The organism is Vibrio sp. 10N.247.311.47, assembly GCF_041467535.1.
In the GTDB taxonomy this organism is placed as follows: Bacteria; Pseudomonadota; Gammaproteobacteria; order Enterobacterales; family Vibrionaceae; genus Vibrio; species Vibrio crassostreae_C.
In genome coordinates this window covers 60126-80898 of sequence record NZ_JBFSUR010000004.1, presented here as the reverse complement: position 1 = coordinate 80898, position 20773 = coordinate 60126, and the positions used below count along the sequence as shown (strand labels likewise).

Genomic DNA, 20773 nt, shown 5'->3' with positions numbered 1-20773 from the left:
AAGACTACATTTCCAAAATGGAAATAAATAATTTGTAAATTAGCGGTGTTGAGTGTTCTATGAGCGAGATGAGAAACAGAGAAATAGAGAAATAGAGAAACCAGAGTTAGTAGTGAAGAAATGAGAAAGCGCTAATTCGTTCTGTTTAAAACGATAGCGCCAAAAAGAGAAAACCCACATAACTAACGTTAGAGTCGTTAATGTGGGTTTAGTAGTTTAAATGAGCATTCTGAATGCTAGCTCAAGGCATACACACGATTACAGATCTGGAAGCGCTTGTTTACGTCCAACACCCATTAATACCTTTAACTCTCCTTGTGGAGTGTCAATCGAGAACGGTGTAGAGACTTCAACTACTGCAAAGCCCGCTGCACTCAATACATTTTCTGAGCGCTGTTGGCTTACACCGTAGTCTTCACTGTCGCTTTCCAAGTACCAATCCCAGTGTACAAACGTACCGTCGTTTTCAAGCAGCGTGTAAATCAGACTGACTGTGTCTTGTAGGTTCGGGATAAAACCACACACCGAAGAGGCTACCACTAGGTCAAACTGGTTTCTGAATGCTGGATGCTGCGCTGCAAGTCCGCGCGATAAAATATCAACTACCGGTTCAACGTTAGGTAACTCTTTCTTATCTAACTCTTCAATCATCCCTTCAGAGATATCAAGTGCGATGATCTCTTTTGCTAAAGGAGATATTTTCTGGCTGAGTAGTCCTGTACCACAACCAAAATCAAGGACACGGGTTCCGTTTAAATCAACGAGCTGTGTTAACTGGTCAAATACGGATTGTGCGAATACTGCAGTTGCGGGATCTTTATCCCAATCAACGGCGTATTCGTCCCATTGTTTCGCCATCATGGCCTCCATCTTTACTTCTTGTAGGTTCGGAACTTCCCCAGAGTAAACCAAATTAGTCAATTCGTCATAGAGTTATCATGCAAAGATGGACTATTTCTAAGATAGTCAGCACAATATTCAGATAATATGCACCAACCCCCGCTCAATCTGGAAATGAAATGAACCTTTCTCAAGTCCAAGCCTTTTGTTCCGTTGCTGATTTAGGATCAGTTTCTGAAGCTGCACGCCAGTTAGAATGCAACCGAACCAAACTCAGCATGTCGATTAAAGCCTTGGAAAAAGAGTTAGATGTCGAGCTGTTCGTCCGCAGCGGAAACCACGTTGAGCTTTCAGAAGCGGGTAAAGCGATTTACAAAGATTGCGAAGGCATGTTGGTGACAGCCGCGCGTATTAAACAAACCTGCTTGCATGTTTCGGGCGAATTCAACGCAGAAATTTGGATAGCACGAGATGACTCCCTACCCGATGAAATGTGGCAGGACTTATCTCACGCCTTAAATAACAAGTACCCTTCTACCTCATTCAACTTCGTTCTCGCATCGAGCGGTGACTTAGCTAACCTAGTTGAAACTCAGCAAGTCGACTTCGCATTTGGTGTCGATTACGAACGCGTCGATGACCCAAGAATTATCTACAACCCGCTTGGTAAGATTCGAATGATGTCTGTATGTAAGAAAGGACATGATTTGAGTGCGATGCGACGAGTGTCTGATGAAGTACTGAGAAATTCGATGCAAGCAACCATGGTTTATCTTAATGAAAAGGATAATCCTGAGCTTGAGCCCTTCTCGCGTCGTTACATTGGCTTCTCTAGCTTCGACTTTATGTTGGATACGATTCTACGTGAAGAAGCATGGGGCGTAATGCCTGAGCCATTGATTCGCCATTTACTGCGTGAACAAGAGCTTGCCGTGATCAAACACACCTACGGTTTAACACAAGAAGACTACTGTATGTTTACCGCGGCTGGCATGGCAGAGCACCCAGGAATGAATTGGTTGGCCGACCAGCTTAGTGATTATTTGTTTGATTTCTAGCTCGCGCTTATTGCTTATCGTCGATAACAAAGGGAAAAACCACAAACAGCACTACTCCTAAAAGACCATCACGTGATCCACTAAATAGCGTCCGTCTTCTTCAACCAATACCATTTCAGCGACAAACTCACCTTTGGCGATGGTGTAAGCTTGTTTCCACACAAAGGCGATGGAGTCTGAACGTCTAAATAAAGCAACTTGCTCACGCTCAGCAAAAAAGCCATTACTGTGCTGATAATGGTGACACACCTTTTCTAAATATTCTGGCGTAACAATGTCTTTCATCCTTTGAGTAAAATCTCGACAGTGCTGTTCATGATCAACCTTAGTTGAACCATCCATCAGATTATCCATGATCGGGTTAGCAATCGCCCACAACTCATTATCACTGATATCGTCAAACTTCATATTGATTCACTCCTTGTCCATCGCAGTCGCAGTCAAATCTAGAAGACCAATAAGACCTTAGCGACTAATGTGTTTTATTAATCATAAACGATCCTATTTCAGTTGCACACCATCACCAAAAAACACTCAACGTCAACTTTATTGACACCACACCCTGATCTTAAGTAACTGAATTTTATTGATTTATATGTTCGAATTAAATAAGACATATAAACATCATCAGATAAAGTTTGTAAAGTTAGCTCATTATTAGAACAATGAAGTTATCAAAAACATCTGGAAAATATTATGTGTGACAGGAAAAGCCAAAACGAAAATCGAGTACTATTGTTCTCAGCCCTTTTAGCATCAGGCTTCGCAATTGGCGGATTGGTGTTGGGTCTTCTCGTTGGCTCTCTGGTCATAGTGTTTGACGGTGTCTATTCTCTTATCAGCTTACTGTTAACTTTATTGTCACTAGCTGCGTCGAAATACATCAATCGCCCTTCGGACACTGAGTTCCCGTTTGGTCGAGCTATCATCGAGCCGATTGTGATTGCGATTAAAGCCGTTGTGATTCTTCTTGTGGTTGGTTATTCACTTTACTCTGCGATTGGTGCCCTAATGACGGGTGGTCGTGAAGTTGATGCTTCTATTGCAACTCTGTTTGGTATTTTCAACGTGTTGGGTTGTGGTTACGCTTGGTGGTACATCGCGAATAAGAGCAAACGTATTTCTTCAGGTCTGATTCAGGCTGAATCTAAGCAGTGGCAGATGGATACGCTACTGAGTGTAGCGGTAACAGCGGGTTTCGTAGCGGCTTGGTTAATTACCTTTTCTCCGCTTGCAGAATACGCAGTGTATGCCGACCCAATGATGATGTTGCTAATGTCTTTCTACTTCATCAAAGTTCCTTTCGACATGTTACGTGAAGCCATGCGCGAACTGCTTATGATGTCGGCAAACAAAGATATTTGTGATGCGGTAGATAAGAACGTTGTCGCGGTAGACAAAGAAGCGGAGCAAGATTTGGAGCTGATGGGTGTGACTAAGGTTGGTCCAGAATTACGAATCAATGTTGATATTCATACCAACGACCAACAAGCGATTGCGGTCGATGATATTGAACGTACGCGCCGCCAACTTAAGCGACGCCTATCGAAGATGCCATATGAGCTTCAATTGAACCTCAATGTCGCGAGCTAAGTTTTCACCTAGCAAATAACGCTGGAACATAAGCGCAAATTAAGACTGAGATTGAACCTTTATAGAAGCCGACGCCTTTGCCGTCGGCTTTTCTCTTGTTACCCACCAGCAAGCCAGTGAACCAACGGTTACCATACATACGCCCTGCCAAAACGTCATGGTCAATGACAAGCCCAAAATCACCGAGGAAAGTAGTGTCGCGAAGATTGGCGTAAAGTACGACATGGTTGCCAAAAACACCATGTTGCCACCAAGAATCGCCGTGTTCCAAAGTGCGTAGCCTGCCCCCATGCAAGCGCCAGCTAGCGCTAAATCAATCGCCGCACTCGTTGTCATCACCATGCCGGTTTCGTTACTCAATGCGTATTTGATCCACAAGGTGATTGCAGTCGCGATAAAGAACAGCACGATCGCATTCTGTCCTTTCGCCACTTTCTGAGTGTAATTACAGTAGACCGCCCAAATAATCGCGCCGAAAAACGCCATTGAATAGGTTTTAGGGTTAGTCGCAATGTTGGCAGCAATTTGATCAACAGATAGACCTTGGTCACCACTGATGCTCCAAGCCACACCAAAGAATGCCAAAAAGATACTTGGATAAACTAACCAGTTAATCTTCTTGTCGCTCAGCAACACCGCAAACAACACCGTCAGTGCCGGCCACAGATAGTTAATTACGGCCATCTCTATCGCTTGATGTCGGCTGTTCGCCATTCCCAAAGCCAGAGCCAGGAAAATCTCATAACAAACGAACAAGGCGCCGCCAATCAGCAAGTAAGACTTAGAAAAGCGTGACAACTTTGGTAAACCCATAACACAGACCAACAACAGCGCACTCACCGTGTAAAGGCTGGCAGCACCACCAATTGGACCTAGCTGTTCTGAGACGCTACGAGACAGAGCAATCAAACAGCTCCATAATAAAATGGCGATAATACCGTAGCAGCTATAACGATGAGATTTCAGCACGCCTTTTCCTTATCTATTTTTGATGGTCACTCTATGGTTAAACCAAGTTCAAAATAATTGGCCGAGTACATTTTCGTACTCGGCCATCAACACTTTGTTTACAAAGCATCTATCAATTTACGAAGTACCAACCAATTAACGAAGCATCAATCAACTTACGAACCATCAATCAATTTGCAAAGCATTGGTCAATTAGCGAAATCAACCGATTGTGATTATGATCGCGTATTCGCTAGTAGCAGTCAGTTGTTAACTATTAACTATTAACTATTAACTATTAACTAAGCCAACAGTAGAGCTTGTAAGTCAGCCAAAGACTTCACTTGATAGTGAGGGTTGATGCCAGCTGGTGTTGTCTTTTCTTGACTGTTTAACCAGCAAGTTTCAATGCCAAAATCGAGTCCGCCTAGAATATCTGAATGTGGGTTATCCCCGACCATCAATATTCTTTGTTTCGATGGCAATCCAACCAGCTTATGCGCATATTCAAAGATTTCAGCGTCTGGTTTCGCGACACCGACTTCTTCAGAGATGATCACATGGTCAAAGTAATCTGTCATACCTGTGCGTTCTAAACGTATAGATTGCAGCTCGGTAAACCCATTCGTGATGATACCCATGTTCACTTTGCCTTTTAAAGACTCCATCAACTCTTTTGCACCTGGGAGCAGAGAACAGATATCCGCCATTGCGGTCAAAAATGCACTGTTTAGTTCTGCTGTTGTTGTCTCTAACTTTGTTGCCCAGCTTTCAAAACGCGCGTGCTTCAGTTGAGCTGCCGTAATGCGGCCATCTTGATAATCTACCCAAAGTGGTAAATTAACCTCTTGGTAAACCGAATAATCCTGTTCGTTGAAGTCCACACCAAAACGAGAAAACATCAGCTTCATTCCCTGATAAGCATCAAAATGGAACAAGGTTTCATCTGCATCAAAGAATATCCAGTCGTACTTCATTTTATTTCCTATTAATCACGCTGTTGAGCTGCGTTTATCTTTAGTTGTTCATTGGCTCAAAGACCAGATGTTCATTCTACTACCAATTTTGTGAGCCTGAATATAGTTCTAATAATTTATAGAAAACAAGCCACAAGTCATGATGTATCGCAAATTTTGCCACATATTAAACCAATACCATACAATAAATACACTTAGGTACCGGGAGGTACTATGAAGCACTTTTTACCATCGTCTGTCATGCTTACCCCTTTTCTTGTCAAATACTATGACGAGGAGTCAGAAGACACGCTTGATTCTGAAGAGTCACAAGAACCTGAAATTGAATGCAGCGATGACTCAGATAAACGTCGACACCAGCCTAACTAGAAGAGTTCTCAATGAAAAACCTTATTTTTCATTGTTATAGAGCTCCATACTGTCTCTAATTTAGTCGATTTATCGCGATCTATTACTGACAATCAACACAGCCAAAAACCATGAAAACGATTGCTATATGAGCCCTATCACAACGACTAGCCACAAAGTGGTAGTTCGAATTCAAAGTTGTTCCAGATCAATGGTCGACCACTTGAATGCCGACAACATGTAGGAAATTAAAAATCATAATTAACGGAGTTTTCCAATGTCTACTGCATTTTACATCCCTACAATCAACTTCATGGGTACTGGCTGTCTGAAGGATGCTGCTGATAGCATTCAGTCTCAAGGCTTTAAAAAAGGTCTGATCGTTACTGATAAGATCCTGAATCAAATTGGCGTAGTTAAGCAGGTACAAGACCTTCTTAGCCAGCGTGGCGTAGACGCAGTTGTATTCGACGGCACTCAACCAAACCCAACCATCACTAACGTGAACGATGGTCTAGAATTGCTGACTGACAACGATTGTGATTTTGTTGTTTCTCTAGGTGGCGGTTCTCCACACGACTGTGCAAAAGGTATCGCTCTGGTTGCTTCTAACGGCGGCAAGATTGCAGATTACGAAGGTGTCGATCAATCTGAAAAACCGATGATGCCTCTTATCGCTATCAACACGACTGCGGGCACCGCTTCAGAAATGACACGTTTCTGCATCATCACTGATGAAGAGCGCCACATTAAGATGGCTATCGTTGATAAGCACACAACACCGCTTATCTCAGTAAACGATCCTGAGTTGATGCTTGCTAAACCTGCATCATTAACTGCTGCAACTGGTATGGATGCGTTAACGCACGCAATCGAAGCTTACGTTTCAATCGCAGCAACGCCAATTACCGACGCTGTAGCAATCAAAGCAATCGAGCTTGTGCAAGCACACCTAAGAACAGCGGTTACGCACGGCGAAGACATTGAAGCTCGTGAGCAAATGGCTTACGCACAGTTCATGGCGGGTATGGCGTTCAACAACGCGTCACTAGGTTATGTTCATGCGATGGCGCATCAGCTAGGCGGCTTCTACGATCTTCCACACGGTGTGTGTAATGCTATCTTGCTACCACACGTTCAACGCTACAACGCGCAAGTTTGTCCTGAGCGTCTACGTGATGTTGCAAAAGCAATGGGCGTTAACGTTGAAGGTATGTCACCAGAGCAAGGCGCAGAAGCTGCGATCAACGCAATTGTTCAACTAGCAAATGACGTGAACATCCCAACAGGTATCGCGCAACTTGGTGCGAAGCTAGAAGATATCCCTACTCTGTCTGACAACGCACTGAAAGACGCATGTGGTTTTACTAATCCTAAACAAGCGACCCACGAAGAAATCTCTGCGATTTTCGAAGCGGCAATGTAATCTGCCATTAAGTCACTTATAAACTTATCGACAAACGGGCTCACCTACTGAGCCCGTTTTCTTTACCTGCCATATGTTATTCAAGTCTCTGTTTTGAATAGCCACTGATTAAGATAAATCTCTTTAAAAGTCGCATTGTCATAACTGCTTAGTTATAGTCAAACTATTGATACATAGAATGACAAACAGGTTCCATTGAGTCGTTGGATAGTTAACTCCTCATTATTAGCATCGCTCGTTTCCCACTCTGCCTTCGCGGAGGAACAGGATGAGTGTCACAGCCAACCGTTAGAAGACACGCGCGTCGAAAAAGCTTACCACTACCTAAACAGCAAGTTTTGTCAGCCCGCAATATGGTTCGATAACTTCTTTGTGGATGACCGTATTACCGAGGACGCCAGAGCCGGAACCTCTGTACGTTGGTATAATGATTTCATCTATTCTGAGGGCGGTGACGTGGATTATTCCACCAAGCTAAACGCACGCCTGCATTTACCCTTTGTCAGCAAAAGGCTTAAGCTAATCTACGAGTCTGTTGGCGATGAAGAATTCTTAGACTTCTTCCCACAAGATTCTGAAGAGTTAGAGAATGCACTTGGCCTTCGTTATGACGCCTATGCCAAGGGTTACAGTAGTTTCAATATCAAAGCGACATTACGCCCAAGAATAGAGGCTCGCTATCGTTTTACCTACCCGCTCACCACAGATGCAGTATTCAGGCTGACCCAACGTGTATATCAAGAAAAACAAGAGACTGGTGAGATCACCGACATCGACTTTGATCTTTCTTTAAGTGATGATTTCTTGGCTCGATGGTCAAGCTTTGCAGGATATAACGACGACCTTAAAGGTTGGAACTATGGTACAGGGCTAACCTTGTATCACTACCTTGCCCAAGACCAAGCACTTCAATATAGCGCCACGATTAATGCAACGGATGAGCCTCATAATCATTACGAATACGCTCAGGTTTCGGTTACCTACCGACAAAACGTATGGAAAGAGTGGCTGTTCTACGAACTCATCCCTCGTTATCAATGGGAACGAGAACCTCATGAGAAACACACCGAAGAAGCCAACATCACCCTTAGGCTTGAAGTCTTGTTCAACAATGTCTAGTGAGTGTTTGTGAGATTGGGGCATCGTTAGATAGAAAACGAGGCACAAAAAAGCACATCATGTGATGTGCTTTTTCAGTTCTATATAAGGCTTAAACTGTAGTCTTAACCCTTGTAGTTTCTTACTCGTGCCGCTTCTGCTTCACGCTTGTCGACAACGGTTTTACCGATTGGCGCCAATGAGATAACCGCGAGCTTAAGGTGCTGAATCGCAAACGGAATACCTATAATAGTAATGAAACACGCTACTGCTGACATGATGTGACCAATCGCCAACCAGATCCCCGCAAATAAGAACCAAATAACGTTACCAATCACACCTAGCGGGCTCGTGCCGATGTCCATTTCATTGGTTAGCTCATCACGCGAAATCGCTTCCTGACCAAATGGGAAGAATGAGAAGTTACCCATAACAAAACATGCTCTACCCCATGGAATACCAACGATGGTTAGGAATGCGAGCAGTCCGAAGAACCACCAAGCTAGTCCCATAAATACGCCACCGAACAGAAACCAAATGATGTTTCCTATTGTTTTCATTCTGTATTCTCCAAATCTTTGAATGCTATTTATTTAATATGCCGAGTAAGGCAATGATTGTTGTAATAGGTTCATTATTGTTGAACCTTTATGAACCGTTTATGAATCACTTACATTTTATGTGATTGATATACACCACGGTTCTCTAAATCTACATAGGGCTAAACCCATTTATTTGATACCATACACTTAGATTTTTAGTACCAAAAAGCTAAACAGACTCAACAACGAATTTAAGGCCGAATTTATGAATAACACTGAGCAACCTAAAAAGAAAATGAAAAACTGGGTGCCAATCGTCTTCTTCGGACTTCTCAGCACTGTTCCAGTGTTCATGTTCTTAGTTGATGTGTACATCAACCAGTATATGTAACAGAGCCGGACATCCTAGCTATATAAATGGATATAAGAACCCTTTCCTGTATCCATTTCAGTTCCAATTAGATCAGTTCTTCTTCAGCCAGCTCTTCGTTAATCAAATCAGCTCTTCGCTAATAAAATCTAGAATGTCTATCAGCTCATGATCAGGCAAATTTAGTAGGTTATCCCCTACATACCATTCAATCTTACATTGGTTTGGCAACTCACTGATCGCTGGGTTTCCTATCCAAATCTTGTGTTTCTTCGCTATGTTATCTCTCACAATAATGCCGTCTTCATAGCTCACAGGTAAATATAGGTGAAGCATGTTGACCTGCGGTTGCTGCGGATTAACGGTGAACTGAGGGTAATCTTGTAATATTTGATAAACCTGTTTGGTGCGTTCATACAGAGCTGGCATCAGTTCTAATCGCTCATCAAACTGCATCGCAGCAGATACCACATAAGGCGTTCGGTGATACACGTTACCACCTTGGCGCTTCATCCACGCCGATGCCTTCGCTACAAAAGCTTTATCGCCTAACAGTAGCGAACCACCAAGGCCATTGAGACCTTTATACAGCGAGACATAGGCGCTATCGAACCCCTTAGCAATCTCGCGGTATGGCTTTTGGTAATACGCGCCACACTCCCACAAGCGGGCACCATCCATATGAAGGTGAATCGATTGCTCTTTGCAGTACTGTTTAATCGCCTCAAGCTCTTCCCATTCGGGTAACTGCCCACCAATTTCTCGCATCGGCAGTTCATATAATGCGGCTCCGATTTCATCAGGCCATGCCTTTAAGTCATCGACATTCCAAGTGCGGAATACGTTACCGACAGGAAGAACACTAAAACGATTTTGAAGCTGATACCCTTGGCGTTCATGGCGCATAATATGACTCGATTCATGCATCGCCACTACTGGGTTTCTTCTCTCTTGGCACGCAATTTCTAGTGCAGTCGGTTGATTCATGGTGCCCGTAATAACAAACACAGCCGCTTCATAACCGAGCAGATCTGCCACTTTCTTTTCAAAACTCTCAATAAACTCGCCATCACCGTAGCTATCGTGAGTAACATTATTTGTTTCACACCAGTGAGCCATCTGAGCGAATGTTTGTGCCGGAGTTGGTTCTAAGTGACCAGAAAGCAAAAAATCACATTGTTGACGCAGATCTGTACTCATACTCTTTCCTTTATTCGTTATCATTGTATGAAAAGTTGTCGAATGGTTTCGTTCTAACGTTAAGGTGACATAAAGTAAAAATGTTAGCTTTTATTATTAACGAATATTTAGTTTTACAAGCTCATATCCTTTCGAAGTATTGAATTGTATAAACAATACAGTGCCTTAAAACAAGGTAAACTATACGAAATGAGATAATGAAAAAACAATCACTATTAGCTAATTCGTTGTTCTTCAAGCATTCTTCTATTATTGTATATCTATAATCCCAATAGGTATTATTCGTTTATATACAAAGAGGGCTATATGTCGAAAAATCGAGTTTTAGTGCTATTCGCACACCCTTCTCAACATCGTTCTGAAGCAAACAAACCGTTATTTGAGCAAGCAAAACGCGTTGACGGTGTCACGTGCGTCGACCTCTATGCCGAATATCCAACGTTCAAGATCAGCATCGATCGTGAGCAAAAACGCCTATTGGACCATGACATCATCATTTTTCAGTTCCCCTTATATTGGTACTCCACACCGGCAATTCTCAAAGAGTGGCAAGATCTCGTTCTAGAGTATGGCTTCGCCTATGGAACCGATGGCAACGAGTTACAAGGTAAGAGCTTACTGTGTTGCATCACTGCTGGCGGTAAAAAGGATGCTTACCAAAGTGATGGCTACAACCACTTCACTATTCGAGAACTGCTTCACCCAATTGAACAAACCGCGTCTTTATGTGGGATGAACTATCTTGCGCCTTTTGCGCTTTTTGGATCTCGTACCGCTTTAGAAGAAAACCGTATTCAACAACATGTCGATAGCTACAGAACGCTTTTACAGGCCTTGGTTGCAGGTGATATCAACATCAAAAGAGCCAACAAGGCAGAAAAGTTGAACCATATTGTGGAAGAATTGATGGCAGAGGTTAAATAATGACGGGATACTTTCTACAAGCATTTATCTATTTAATTGCAGCCGTGATTGCGGTCCCTATTGCCAAAAGACTTGGACTTGGATCAGTTCTCGGCTACTTAATCGCTGGCGTTGTGATTGGTCCCATCATTGGATTGGTTGGCGAAGAGACAACAACCATCCAGCACTTTGCCGAGTTCGGTGTAGTGATGATGCTGTTCTTAGTCGGGCTTGAACTTGAACCTAAGATGCTATGGGCGATGAGAAACCGATTGATGGGGCTTGGTGGCCTTCAAGTTGGTGGTACGACCGCTATCGTGATGGGAATTGCACAGTTCTTTGGTCAACCTTGGACGATTGCTTTAACTATCGGTTTGATCTTTGCGCTTTCATCGACAGCCATTGTTCTACAAACGTTCAATGAGAAAGGCCTGTCTAAAACGGAAGGCGGTAAAAACGCTTTCTCGGTACTTTTGTTCCAAGATATTGCCGTTATCCCAATGCTGGCGTTCATCCCTTTGTTGGCTCTTCCTGAATTGGTTGCTTTGGCAGAAAGTGCCGCCCAAACCGCTGCACACCATGATGAACTCAGTTTAGTTGCAGGTTTGCCAAGTTGGGCATACGGACTTGTTATTACGGCTTCAATTGCGATTGTGGTCGTCGGTGGACATTATCTAAGTCGGCCACTGTTTCGTTTTGTTGCGAGCTCTGGCTTACGCGAGATCTTCACTGCAACTGCACTGATGTTGGTGATTGGTATTGCCGCGCTAATGAGCCTTGTTGGTTTGTCGCCTGCCCTAGGTACTTTCTTAGCAGGTGTGGTACTTGCCAACAGTGAGTTCAGGCACGAACTGGAATCTAACATCGACCCGTTTAAAGGGTTATTGCTTGGATTGTTCTTTATCACGGTAGGCGCAGGTATCAACTTTGGCGTTCTATTTAACGATTTCGCACTCATCATTGGCTTAACTCTTGGCGTGATGGCGCTGAAAGCCTTGGTGTTGTTTACACTGGCTTTAATCTTCAGAATCAAAAACAGCGACCGCTGGCTATTTACATTGAGCTTGGCTCAAGCGGGGGAATTTGGTTTTGTACTACTCAGCTTCTCAGCACAGAACCATGTATTACCTGCGGATATTGTTCAAACACTATCACTGGTTGTTGCCCTCTCTATGTTCTTAACTCCTGGTCTGTTCATTCTGTTTGATAAAGTCATTCTGCCCCGTTACGAGCAAAAATCGAACGATCGAGAAGAAGACAAAATAGAAGAGAAAGGTACCGTTATCATTGCAGGCATCGGCCGATTTGGTCAGATCGTAAACCGCTTGTTGGTATCAAATGACGTCAATACCGTAGTATTGGATCATCAAGCAAACCAAGTGGACTTATTACGCTCCATCAATATTAAATCTTACTTTGGTGATGCTACTCGTCACGACTTGTTGCATACCGCGGGTATCGAAGAAGCCGCGATGCTAGTAGTGGCAATCGACAACCAAGACTCAAGCGTTGAATTAGTGAAATACGTTAAACACACCTACCCTAAAGTGAAAGTCTTAGCGCGTGCATTCGACCGAGGTCATAGTTATCGCCTAAGAGAAGCGGGGGCAGACTTTGTTGAATCAGAGACCTACCATTCTGCTCTTGAAATGGGCGCTGAAGCCTTGCGTTCTTTGGGTCATCACCCATTCTTCGTCGAGCAGCAAAAATCGACTTATCAACGCGTTGAGAGCCGTAAGTCTGAAAAGCTTTACCAAGCTTGGTCTGAAGCGGAAGAGAACCCACGCTACGACAACAACTACCGACAAATCTTCATTCACCTTGAAGAAGCAATGAAAGAAGATATGAAAAAAGACCGTTCAGACAAACACTCTCGTTCTGAACGTGGTTGGACACCTCCACCGAAAGGCTATGCAGATGGCTTTGAGGAAGAAGAGTCTTAAGCAGAATCTAGACTACAGCTCTAGATAACCATGCTATTCAACCATCAAAAGCGGCTATTTGAGCCGCTTTTTCTTTCATTTAACCCCGACAAAACCTCAAATGAGCACAAGTATCAGGTGCTGAAACTCTTAATCCGAAAGATTTGTGTGATCTAGCTAAAATTTTTAATTTCTGACCACATGGCAAAAGTGGATTCGATTTTTACATTATTGAAACATTCCCACCCCGCATAAACCACACCAAAAACATGGCTATATATGCACTCATTCCTACCATTCAAGCACCCACCCAATTCTTAGCGACCACTCTCTAAGGCTTGAATTACATTGCATATATCGAAATACGCCGCAAAACCCCTAACAGATTCATTCATCAATCAAATAAATAACGCACGACATTCACAAATTCAAACCATCAAAATTAACATAAACATTTCAAAATATGTCTATCGTTACAATTTGTAACGAATGGCGGTTGTCGGTATAGTCCTGCAATTCAAAAAAGTGAGACCTTTGCGCTCACCTTAAAGGAGATATAATAATGATTACTAATGATGCTGTAATAATGGGCATGTTAGCTGTTATTCTTGGCGGTGTTTTTATCACGGAAAGTAGCCAAAATAGCGCACTGAAAAAATTCTACTCGTTCGTTCCGGGTCTATTGCTCTGTTACTTTGTTCCTTCTCTATTGAACAGCCTAGGCATCATCGACGCATCAAACTCAAAGCTGTACTTTGTTGCAAGTCGTTACCTATTACCAAGCGCACTCGTTCTACTGATCATCTCAGCTGATCTACGCAAAATCTTCGGCCTTGGCTCAAAAGCCGTCATCATGTTCCTAACGGGTACGGTTGGCATCATCATTGGTGGCCCTTTGGCAATTCTGATTATTGACCAAATCAACCCTGACCTTGTATCTGGTGACGTATGGCGTGGCCTAACAACGGTGGCAGGTTCTTGGATTGGCGGTGGTGCAAACCAAGCTGCAATGAAAGAAGTATTTGAAGTTGACGATCAGTTGTTCTCTGCGATGATTACTGTGGACGTAATCTGTGCCAATATTTGGATGGCAATATTGCTTATCATGGCAGGTCGTCAGAAGAAGATTGATGCATGGTTAAAAGCCGATACTTCATCTATCGAAGACCTAAAAGAAACCGTATCTAAGTACCAAGAAGAAAACGCGCGTCCGACGACGACAACGGATCTAATGAAGATCACTGCGATTGCGTTTGGCCTTACGGGCTTAGCACACTTCTTTAGCGACATTATCGCACCATGGATCTCAACTAATGCTCCTGAACTGGCGCAATACAGCCTGACTTCTGGATTCTTCTGGTTAATCGTAATGGTGACTACGTTTGCACTCATTGCTTCATGCTTCAAATCAACACGCAGCCTTGAGCACAGTGGCGCATCTAAAGTGGGCTCTGCATTCATCTACATCCTAGTTGCCACTATTGGTATGCAGATGGATATCACAGCTATCTTAGACAACCCAGGCTACTTCTTCATCGGTATCACTTGGTTAACCATCCACGCGATTATCATGATTGTGATGGCAAAGCTAATCCGTGCACCACTGTTCTTCATGGCAGTAGGTAGCCAAGCTAACGTCGGCGGTGCTGCATCGGCTCCTATCGTAGCGGCAGCGTTCCACCCAGCATTAGCTCCAGTAGGTATTCTAATGGCTGTACTTGGTTACGCACTCGGTACATACGGCGCTTACATCTGTGGCCTAATCATGCAGGCTGCTGCATTGGGTTAACAACTCATTGCTGTAAAAAATGGGCAACTGAACCTTGATCATATCGCCCATTTTCTTGAGTTCCGAGATGTAAAAAAGGCGACAGTAAAAACTGTCGCCTTTCTAATATCTTGTTACTCAGCTAAAGCTTATTCCCAATCAAGAATTACTTTACCTGACATACCAGAGCGCATCATGTCGAAGCCTTTCTGGAAGTCGTCCACTTTGTAGTGGTGAGTAATGATTGGTGTTAGATCTAGGCCTGATTGGATTAGTGAAGCCATTATATACATTAGCGAAATAAGTTTTTTGAAAGCAAGTATTTAAAAAATTTCAGGAGAACAATGGCGACAAAGTGGCGACATATATAAAAACAGGTCACCCATATGTCTCTATTGGCATAAAGTGACTAAAAATTCGTTCACACTCAGCTAGCAGACACCGAGTTTGTGAAAAGCACAAAAAATACCCTCGAAAACGTCGAGCAACTTATCGATGAACTTAAAGCGATTAAGCTACAGCATTTTGGCGAAGATAATGAAGCACAAGAGCCAGGCTTACGTTGTATAGCAGCTCCAGTTTACGACCGTTTTGGTACCGTAATTGCCAGTGTCTCAATTTCATTTCCTACCATTCGATTTGATGAAGAGAAAAAAGCTCACTATGTGGAGCTACTGCATAAATATATCCAAGCAATTAGAGTTTAATGGTTACCCAAGCAAGTAACAATAAAGGTTACGGTGACAGTGACAATAAAGGTTACGGTGACAGTGATATCACGATAAAACTTGCATCGTTAGAAAGGTAACTTCTTTTACGTTACCGCAGAGTTCAATGGTTTTATGTAAGCAAGAGCGCGCGTAACTCTTGCCTTACATACTCTCAGCTAAAATCCACAATATTAAACAATTTCCTAACGTTTATAATTTTTATCTCGCTCCCCCCTCACTTAATCTCCAATTAAGACCGATAAAAAATGCCTCTCTCCACATCAATAATTTAAAGAAAAATAAGTATCTCTAATAATAGTTTTAATATTAGATTTTATTCTATACGACTAGTTTCGTTCGTACCCACTTATCACTGTTTCATCGAAATGGAAAACAAAATCATCATGTAACTCAATATCCAACGAATTCGATGGATATAGTCCTCTATAAGCGATTATCACAATAAATCGAACTCCGTTATCGTTGCATTCATCAAACAAATAGAGAACAGAACCATGAACACAATGCCACATGAACTTGTGTGGGGTGAAGTCTACTTCCCACCGCTGTTATTGGTTATCGCACTGGCTTACATATTGACAATGCTAACAGGGTCAATCGCTACCAGGTTTGGCCTTCATAAGTACGTCGCCTTTCCTGCAATAGCAGAACTGAGCTTGATCGTGATTTTTACTGGCGCTATCGGCCATTTTATTACCATTTTTTGAGGCACTTACTGTGATCAAACGTTATCTCATCACACTTTTATTATTGGCTGCTGCGGGAACTGTGGTTTATAGCTATTACCAGTCGTATTCAAGTAACCCGTGGACCAGAGACGGACAAGTGAGTGCTTATATTGTCTCGATTACACCTCGAGTCACGGGTCAAGTGATTGAAGTACATGTCGAAGACAACTCTAAAGTGAAAAAAGGCGATCTTCTTTTTGAAATCGATCCGAGTATTTACAAGGCGACCTACAAAAAAGCACTTGCCACTCAAAAACAAGCGTTTGCCCTACTCGCCAAAGCCAAAAACGAAGAGCAACGCGCGTTGAATTTAGAGAAAAGAACACCCGGTGCGGTGCCCGCACTTACTCTAAACAACTTGAACAACGCGGTAGAAACTAGCACCGCGAATGTCGAACTCGCAAAAGCGAACGTAGAAGAAGCACACCTCAACCTTGAATACACCAAGGTATATGCGCCTACTAACGGCTATATCACCAATCTGAACCTACGTGTAGGTTCTCAAGTTGTCGCGAATTCACCTGTGGTTGCGCTAATTGATGAAGATAGCTTTTGGATTGAAGGTTATTTCAAAGAGACTGATTTAGTCGGCGTCGACGCTCAGGATACAGCCTATGTTACTTTAATGATGCATAACAATGTTCAACTAGAAGGACATATCAAAAGTATTGGCTTTGGTATTGCCAAACAAGATGGCAGCACAGGTAATGATTTATTGCCAAACGTGAATCCAAACTTCCAATGGATACGTCTAGCTCAACGCATCCCTATCAAAGTTAAGTTAGACAACATACCAAAAGACGTACAACTGCGTGTTGGTATGACTGCCTCGATTAAAATAATCAAAAATAGCTAGGTGATTCTTATGTTCACTGCATCGACTAAAGAAGCGATTAAAGCCGCACTCTCTATCGTTATCGCAATCTGCCTAGCGTTGTGGTTTGGCTGGGAAAAACCGTATTGGGCTGCGATAGCCGTTGCAGTGATGACATTGAACGAGAGCTTCGCTCATTCAATAAACAAAGGCCATAACCGGTTAATGGGAACCTTGTTAGGGACCGGTTATGCCTTTTTCCTTATCGCGCTGTTTTCTCAAGACCGTTTCTTGTTTCTAACATTTTTCACCCTGTTTCTTGGGGTGTGCATCTTCATGTCGAGCGACGAGAAATACGGCTATATCTTTTCAATAGGATTTGCCGTGTGTTCGATTGTTGCTTGTATGGGCGGGTTTGATAGCCAAACCACTTTTCACTTTGCAGTACTTCGGCTTCAAGAAACACTATTAGGTGTTGTCGTCTTCTCTATTGTGTATCGCATCGTGTGGCCTGTGAATACTGAACTCAACTTTGTACAACGTTTCGAAACAAGTAAACAAGCCTTGTTAGATGCGATGGAAAAAACAGACGACATCGACATTGCCGCACTCGAAAGCAATACCGCAAATATTGATAAGCTGTATCAACTTTTAGATCTGCCACTGACCGGAAGTTACCACCTTAAAGAGAACACCCAAACATGGCGTTTGCGTATCGATGAAATGGCACATATCCAAGATACACTACTCAAACAAAGTAACAGCGAATCAGACGTAGGTATCCAATGGACAGTTCTTACTCACAACTTGAAGACGTTCGATGTATTAACACCAGATCAATCTCTGGTTGATGGTGAACTCAATGTAATGGGCGATCATAAAGCAGTGTCTTGGCATCATGCTCATCGCACGTTTGTTGAACATTTGAATGAAGATGGGAGAAAAGTGCTGCAAGGCGTGTCGATGTTTATCACATCGTTGTTGATTTGGATTTATCTTCCAATACCCGGTGGTTTTATATTTCCTATGTTAGCCGGTATATTCTCTTCTATGGTGCCGACCATGCCACCAAGCATTATTAAGGATGCCTTCTATGGCGTTTTGGGTATAGGATCGGTGATTTTGTTGCAGTACATCTTTGTGATGCCACTAATGACAGAACTATGGGAGCTAGGCCTATTCTATTTCCTTAACATTATGGTCATATGGAAAGTGTTCGCGACACCTAAGCTCATGATACATCGAATTTTGGGTATCAACTTGTTGGTTGTTCTTACATCTGGTGCACTTAACCTCACTCCGGTTTATAGAATAGAAACACCACTGTTGATGCTGGTGAATATCTTGGTCATTTTAATGATCGCTAAACTGTTTACTGATCTATTCAGAGTAAAAGTAACCGCTTAGAACTGGATACACTAAATCGCTCATAACAAACGGCCTGCCAAGTATTTTTACTTAGCAGGCCGTTTTGTCATCTGTTGTAAATCATTATAAGTCAGTCGATTAACGTTAATTCTTACTAAGTGAGGATAGCGTCCATCAAACGCGATTAACGCGATCTGCCACCTCATCTTAAAATCCTCTCATTGATTGAAGCAATGCATTTTTAGTCGCGACATTCACACTAGAAATCCTAACGGATAAATACATAACAACTGAACACGACGTTCAGTTTTACATTGACTGTGTGAGCTTCGAAGGTTTGAGGCTACTCAGCGTGGAAACCGTCATGAGTTTTTTTGAAATCCGCAACAGCGCCTGTAAGACCCATACTCTTTCTGTGTTAGCGAGCGCCCTATTACTTACTACTCCTATTTTTGCGTCAGCAGAAGAAACCAAAACTTACAGCGAAGTCATGAAGCAAGGTCGAGTAGTGTTTGATAAATATGGTATAAGTCGTGATTTACCAAAGCTAGCAATCAGTTCACTGGTACAGGGTGAGCATCTAGTTGAACACGCACATCGTACTCTGCAAGTTGGTGATCAAGTTCGTGACTCAAGCGTCTACCTTGTTAAGAACACCGACACTAAAGGCAACATCGATCTGCGTGTAAAATATAATCCAACAGAGTTGGACGATAACGACAAACTGCTAAATGAAATAGAAACTTTCACACGTACCGAATATCGCTTGCGTAACTATGCAGAAAGCTTCGATCCTTCTTCAGTTCGCGTGCAAGAAGTCAGCGATAGCAAAGTCATCGTCAGCTTTAAATATTCGAAGTATGGCTTGCCTCAAGACATCGCATATTTCCGTTTTTTGAATGTCGACATTGAGTTAGTCGACGGTCAACCAAAACGCATGCTTATCAGCAATGAAAAGCCGTTCAAGCACCATACCTACAACGTAGAAACTTATCATCAAGAGATTGAGTTCTACACATTAGATTCTGGAAAGGTTGTCATTGCTAGTAAAATGACTGAAGTCACCGGTACATCAAAGAACAAACCCATGAAGATGACGAGTTTAGTTGAACCCGTTGCAATATATGAAGATGACAACGCTGTACAAGTTCTTAATGAAGAAAGACTTGAGGAAGTATCCGACCCAAGAATGCAAGAAGCTAGCGTGAAACTAGACCGAGTTTTTCCGTTAATGGGTGACATGGTGCGACGCCAAGGCATTGACTTACCGCTTCCATTCGGCGTATCAGTTGCTTATCGCAACCAAGATATGGACATTCCAATGACCGATTACGTGATTGGTGGTGTTCGCTTGAATGACTTATTTGACCCAGAAGATAGCGTTGCGACGGTTAATGCCGAAAGCCTTTCGATACGCGGTGACATTAATATCCTGCCATTCTGGAATGTATTCGGTTATGTCGGAAAGGTAAACGTTGATGCGAATATTGACGCCTCTTATACCGGCGCCGCAGGAGAATACCTACAAGACAAACTAAACGACAAACTACCTGGATTGGGCAACAAACTATGCGAAGGCGTATCGGCCTTGTGTAACAGTGGCCGTCTAAATGTACCACTGCATCTTGAATATGACTTGCGCGGAGCCGGGACTACGTTATCCGTTGGTTATAAAGAGTTCTTTGCCTCCGTTACTGGAACCTACTCCCAAACACGCCTGAAAGGGCTGGATGATTGGGGCGATGGCATCATCACGGTTCAACCTATGTTGGGTTACCAATTAGTCGATTATCGAGCTCAATTTTTTGTTGGTGCTGAATACCAAGGTTTAAATTCTCGTATGCAAGGCACCGTAAAAACTGATGACATCGAATTTGATTATGACGTTGGTGTCGACATCGATCAGTGGGCATTCCTAACAGGGGTTAACAAACAGATCGGCAAACATTACAACATGACCGTGTTGTACAACAAAGGTGAAACTCGTTCGGCTTTGACATTGAATTTTGGCTATCGCTTCTAGATCTAAATCACGCATAGGGTGGTCACGGCCACTCTTGAAGGATGGCGTCCTACTTATATGATTCCATTAATCGCAATAATATCTTTAATATACATTCCATAACAAAATGACATGTA

The 20773-nt window shown here is 42.8% G+C and carries 19 protein-coding genes and 2 pseudogenes; 14 read left to right on the top strand and 7 right to left on the bottom strand.

Annotation, left to right across the window (positions count from 1 at the left end):
- Positions 1 to 258: 258 nt before the first annotated feature.
- On the bottom strand, positions 259 to 858 hold the full coding sequence (locus tag AB6E51_RS04105; protein WP_017064785.1) for a class I SAM-dependent methyltransferase: 600 nt from the start codon (positions 856 to 858) through the stop codon (positions 259 to 261).
- 161 nt (positions 859 to 1019) lie between these two features.
- On the opposite strand from AB6E51_RS04105, the gene AB6E51_RS04100 reads away from it, so the two are divergent.
- Complete coding sequence (locus AB6E51_RS04100) at positions 1020 to 1898, top strand: LysR family transcriptional regulator (protein WP_016797108.1); 879 nt, start codon at positions 1020 to 1022, stop codon at positions 1896 to 1898.
- A gap of 57 nt (positions 1899 to 1955) precedes the next feature.
- On the opposite strand, the gene AB6E51_RS04095 is transcribed toward AB6E51_RS04100, so the two are convergent.
- Positions 1956 to 2306, bottom strand: coding sequence for a hypothetical protein (locus tag AB6E51_RS04095; protein WP_017060899.1), 351 nt, complete (start codon positions 2304 to 2306; stop codon positions 1956 to 1958).
- Positions 2307 to 2594: 288 nt separating this feature from the next.
- Between AB6E51_RS04095 and AB6E51_RS04090 the strand changes: the two genes are divergently transcribed.
- On the top strand, positions 2595 to 3491 hold the full coding sequence (locus AB6E51_RS04090; protein WP_050653601.1) for a cation diffusion facilitator family transporter: 897 nt from the start codon (positions 2595 to 2597) through the stop codon (positions 3489 to 3491).
- Positions 3492 to 3530: 39 nt separating this feature from the next.
- Here the strand turns inward: AB6E51_RS04090 and yddG are convergent, their stop codons facing one another.
- Together yddG and yjjG are read right to left on the bottom strand one after the other, a co-directional pair.
- The gene (gene yddG, locus AB6E51_RS04085) at positions 3531 to 4460 is read right to left on the bottom strand and encodes an aromatic amino acid DMT transporter YddG (protein ID WP_372058277.1); all 930 of its coding nucleotides are present in this window, start codon (positions 4458 to 4460) and stop codon (positions 3531 to 3533) included.
- Positions 4461 to 4741: 281 nt separating this feature from the next.
- A complete protein-coding gene (yjjG, locus tag AB6E51_RS04080; RefSeq protein WP_372058278.1) occupies positions 4742 to 5416 on the bottom strand; it encodes a pyrimidine 5'-nucleotidase in 675 nt (224 codons plus the stop codon).
- 213 nt (positions 5417 to 5629) lie between these two features.
- On the opposite strand from yjjG, the gene AB6E51_RS04075 reads away from it, so the two are divergent.
- The 3 genes from AB6E51_RS04075 (at position 5630) to AB6E51_RS04065 (ending at position 8309) form a co-directional block, all read left to right on the top strand.
- On the top strand, positions 5630 to 5785 hold the full coding sequence (locus AB6E51_RS04075) for a hypothetical protein (protein WP_372058279.1): 156 nt from the start codon (positions 5630 to 5632) through the stop codon (positions 5783 to 5785).
- A gap of 256 nt (positions 5786 to 6041) precedes the next feature.
- The gene (gene yiaY / locus AB6E51_RS04070) at positions 6042 to 7190 is read left to right on the top strand and encodes an L-threonine dehydrogenase (RefSeq protein ID WP_372058280.1); all 1149 of its coding nucleotides are present in this window, start codon (positions 6042 to 6044) and stop codon (positions 7188 to 7190) included.
- 195 nt (positions 7191 to 7385) lie between these two features.
- Entirely contained in the window at positions 7386 to 8309 is a 924-nt protein-coding gene (locus tag AB6E51_RS04065) for a hypothetical protein (RefSeq protein WP_029235256.1), read from the top strand.
- 104 nt (positions 8310 to 8413) lie between these two features.
- Here AB6E51_RS04065 and AB6E51_RS04060 read toward each other — a convergent pair whose 3' ends face one another.
- Positions 8414 to 8848: a YccF domain-containing protein gene (locus AB6E51_RS04060; protein ID WP_004730224.1), complete on the bottom strand. Its 435-nt coding sequence runs from the start codon at positions 8846 to 8848 to the stop codon at positions 8414 to 8416.
- Between the two features lie 247 nt (positions 8849 to 9095).
- On the opposite strand from AB6E51_RS04060, the gene AB6E51_RS04055 reads away from it, so the two are divergent.
- A complete protein-coding gene (locus tag AB6E51_RS04055; RefSeq protein WP_017060906.1) occupies positions 9096 to 9221 on the top strand; it encodes a hypothetical protein in 126 nt (41 codons plus the stop codon).
- Positions 9222 to 9323: 102 nt separating this feature from the next.
- On the opposite strand, the gene AB6E51_RS04050 is transcribed toward AB6E51_RS04055, so the two are convergent.
- On the bottom strand, positions 9324 to 10400 hold the full coding sequence (locus AB6E51_RS04050; RefSeq protein WP_372058281.1) for a low specificity L-threonine aldolase: 1077 nt from the start codon (positions 10398 to 10400) through the stop codon (positions 9324 to 9326).
- Positions 10401 to 10706: 306 nt separating this feature from the next.
- Here AB6E51_RS04050 and AB6E51_RS04045 point away from each other — a divergent pair, with 306 nt between their 5' ends.
- The 3 genes from AB6E51_RS04045 (at position 10707) to AB6E51_RS04035 (ending at position 15014) form a co-directional block, all read left to right on the top strand.
- Positions 10707 to 11324, top strand: a complete 618-nt coding sequence (locus AB6E51_RS04045; protein ID WP_010428887.1) for an NAD(P)H-dependent oxidoreductase — start codon at positions 10707 to 10709, stop codon at positions 11322 to 11324.
- Positions 11324 to 13246: a monovalent cation:proton antiporter-2 (CPA2) family protein gene (locus AB6E51_RS04040; protein ID WP_017067137.1), complete on the top strand. Its 1923-nt coding sequence runs from the start codon at positions 11324 to 11326 to the stop codon at positions 13244 to 13246. Before AB6E51_RS04045 ends, AB6E51_RS04040 begins: the two co-directional genes overlap by 1 nt.
- A 541-nt stretch (positions 13247 to 13787) precedes the next feature.
- The gene (locus tag AB6E51_RS04035; RefSeq protein ID WP_372058282.1) at positions 13788 to 15014 is read left to right on the top strand and encodes a DUF819 domain-containing protein; all 1227 of its coding nucleotides are present in this window, start codon (positions 13788 to 13790) and stop codon (positions 15012 to 15014) included.
- Positions 15015 to 15142: 128 nt separating this feature from the next.
- Here AB6E51_RS04035 and AB6E51_RS04030 read toward each other — a convergent pair.
- Positions 15143 to 15283 (bottom strand): annotated as a pseudogene (locus AB6E51_RS04030) (L-threonine 3-dehydrogenase); the annotation flags it as partial.
- 123 nt (positions 15284 to 15406) lie between these two features.
- Between AB6E51_RS04030 and AB6E51_RS04025 the strand changes: the two are divergent.
- From AB6E51_RS04025 to AB6E51_RS04005, 5 genes and pseudogenes are all read left to right on the top strand, one after another.
- Positions 15407 to 15719, top strand: a pseudogene (locus AB6E51_RS04025) (IclR family transcriptional regulator C-terminal domain-containing protein); the annotation flags it as partial.
- Positions 15720 to 16218: 499 nt separating this feature from the next.
- On the top strand, positions 16219 to 16431 hold the full coding sequence (locus AB6E51_RS04020) for a DUF1656 domain-containing protein (protein ID WP_010429574.1): 213 nt from the start codon (positions 16219 to 16221) through the stop codon (positions 16429 to 16431).
- Between the two features lie 10 nt (positions 16432 to 16441).
- Positions 16442 to 17308 (top strand): HlyD family secretion protein, encoded by an 867-nt coding sequence (locus AB6E51_RS04015; protein ID WP_102332923.1) that lies wholly within the window; start codon positions 16442 to 16444, stop codon positions 17306 to 17308.
- A gap of 9 nt (positions 17309 to 17317) precedes the next feature.
- Complete coding sequence (locus AB6E51_RS04010) at positions 17318 to 18673, top strand: FUSC family protein (RefSeq protein WP_154723769.1); 1356 nt, start codon at positions 17318 to 17320, stop codon at positions 18671 to 18673.
- A gap of 325 nt (positions 18674 to 18998) precedes the next feature.
- Positions 18999 to 20657, top strand: coding sequence for a hypothetical protein (locus tag AB6E51_RS04005; protein WP_102332925.1), 1659 nt, complete (start codon positions 18999 to 19001; stop codon positions 20655 to 20657).
- Positions 20658 to 20773: the final 116 nt, after the last annotated feature.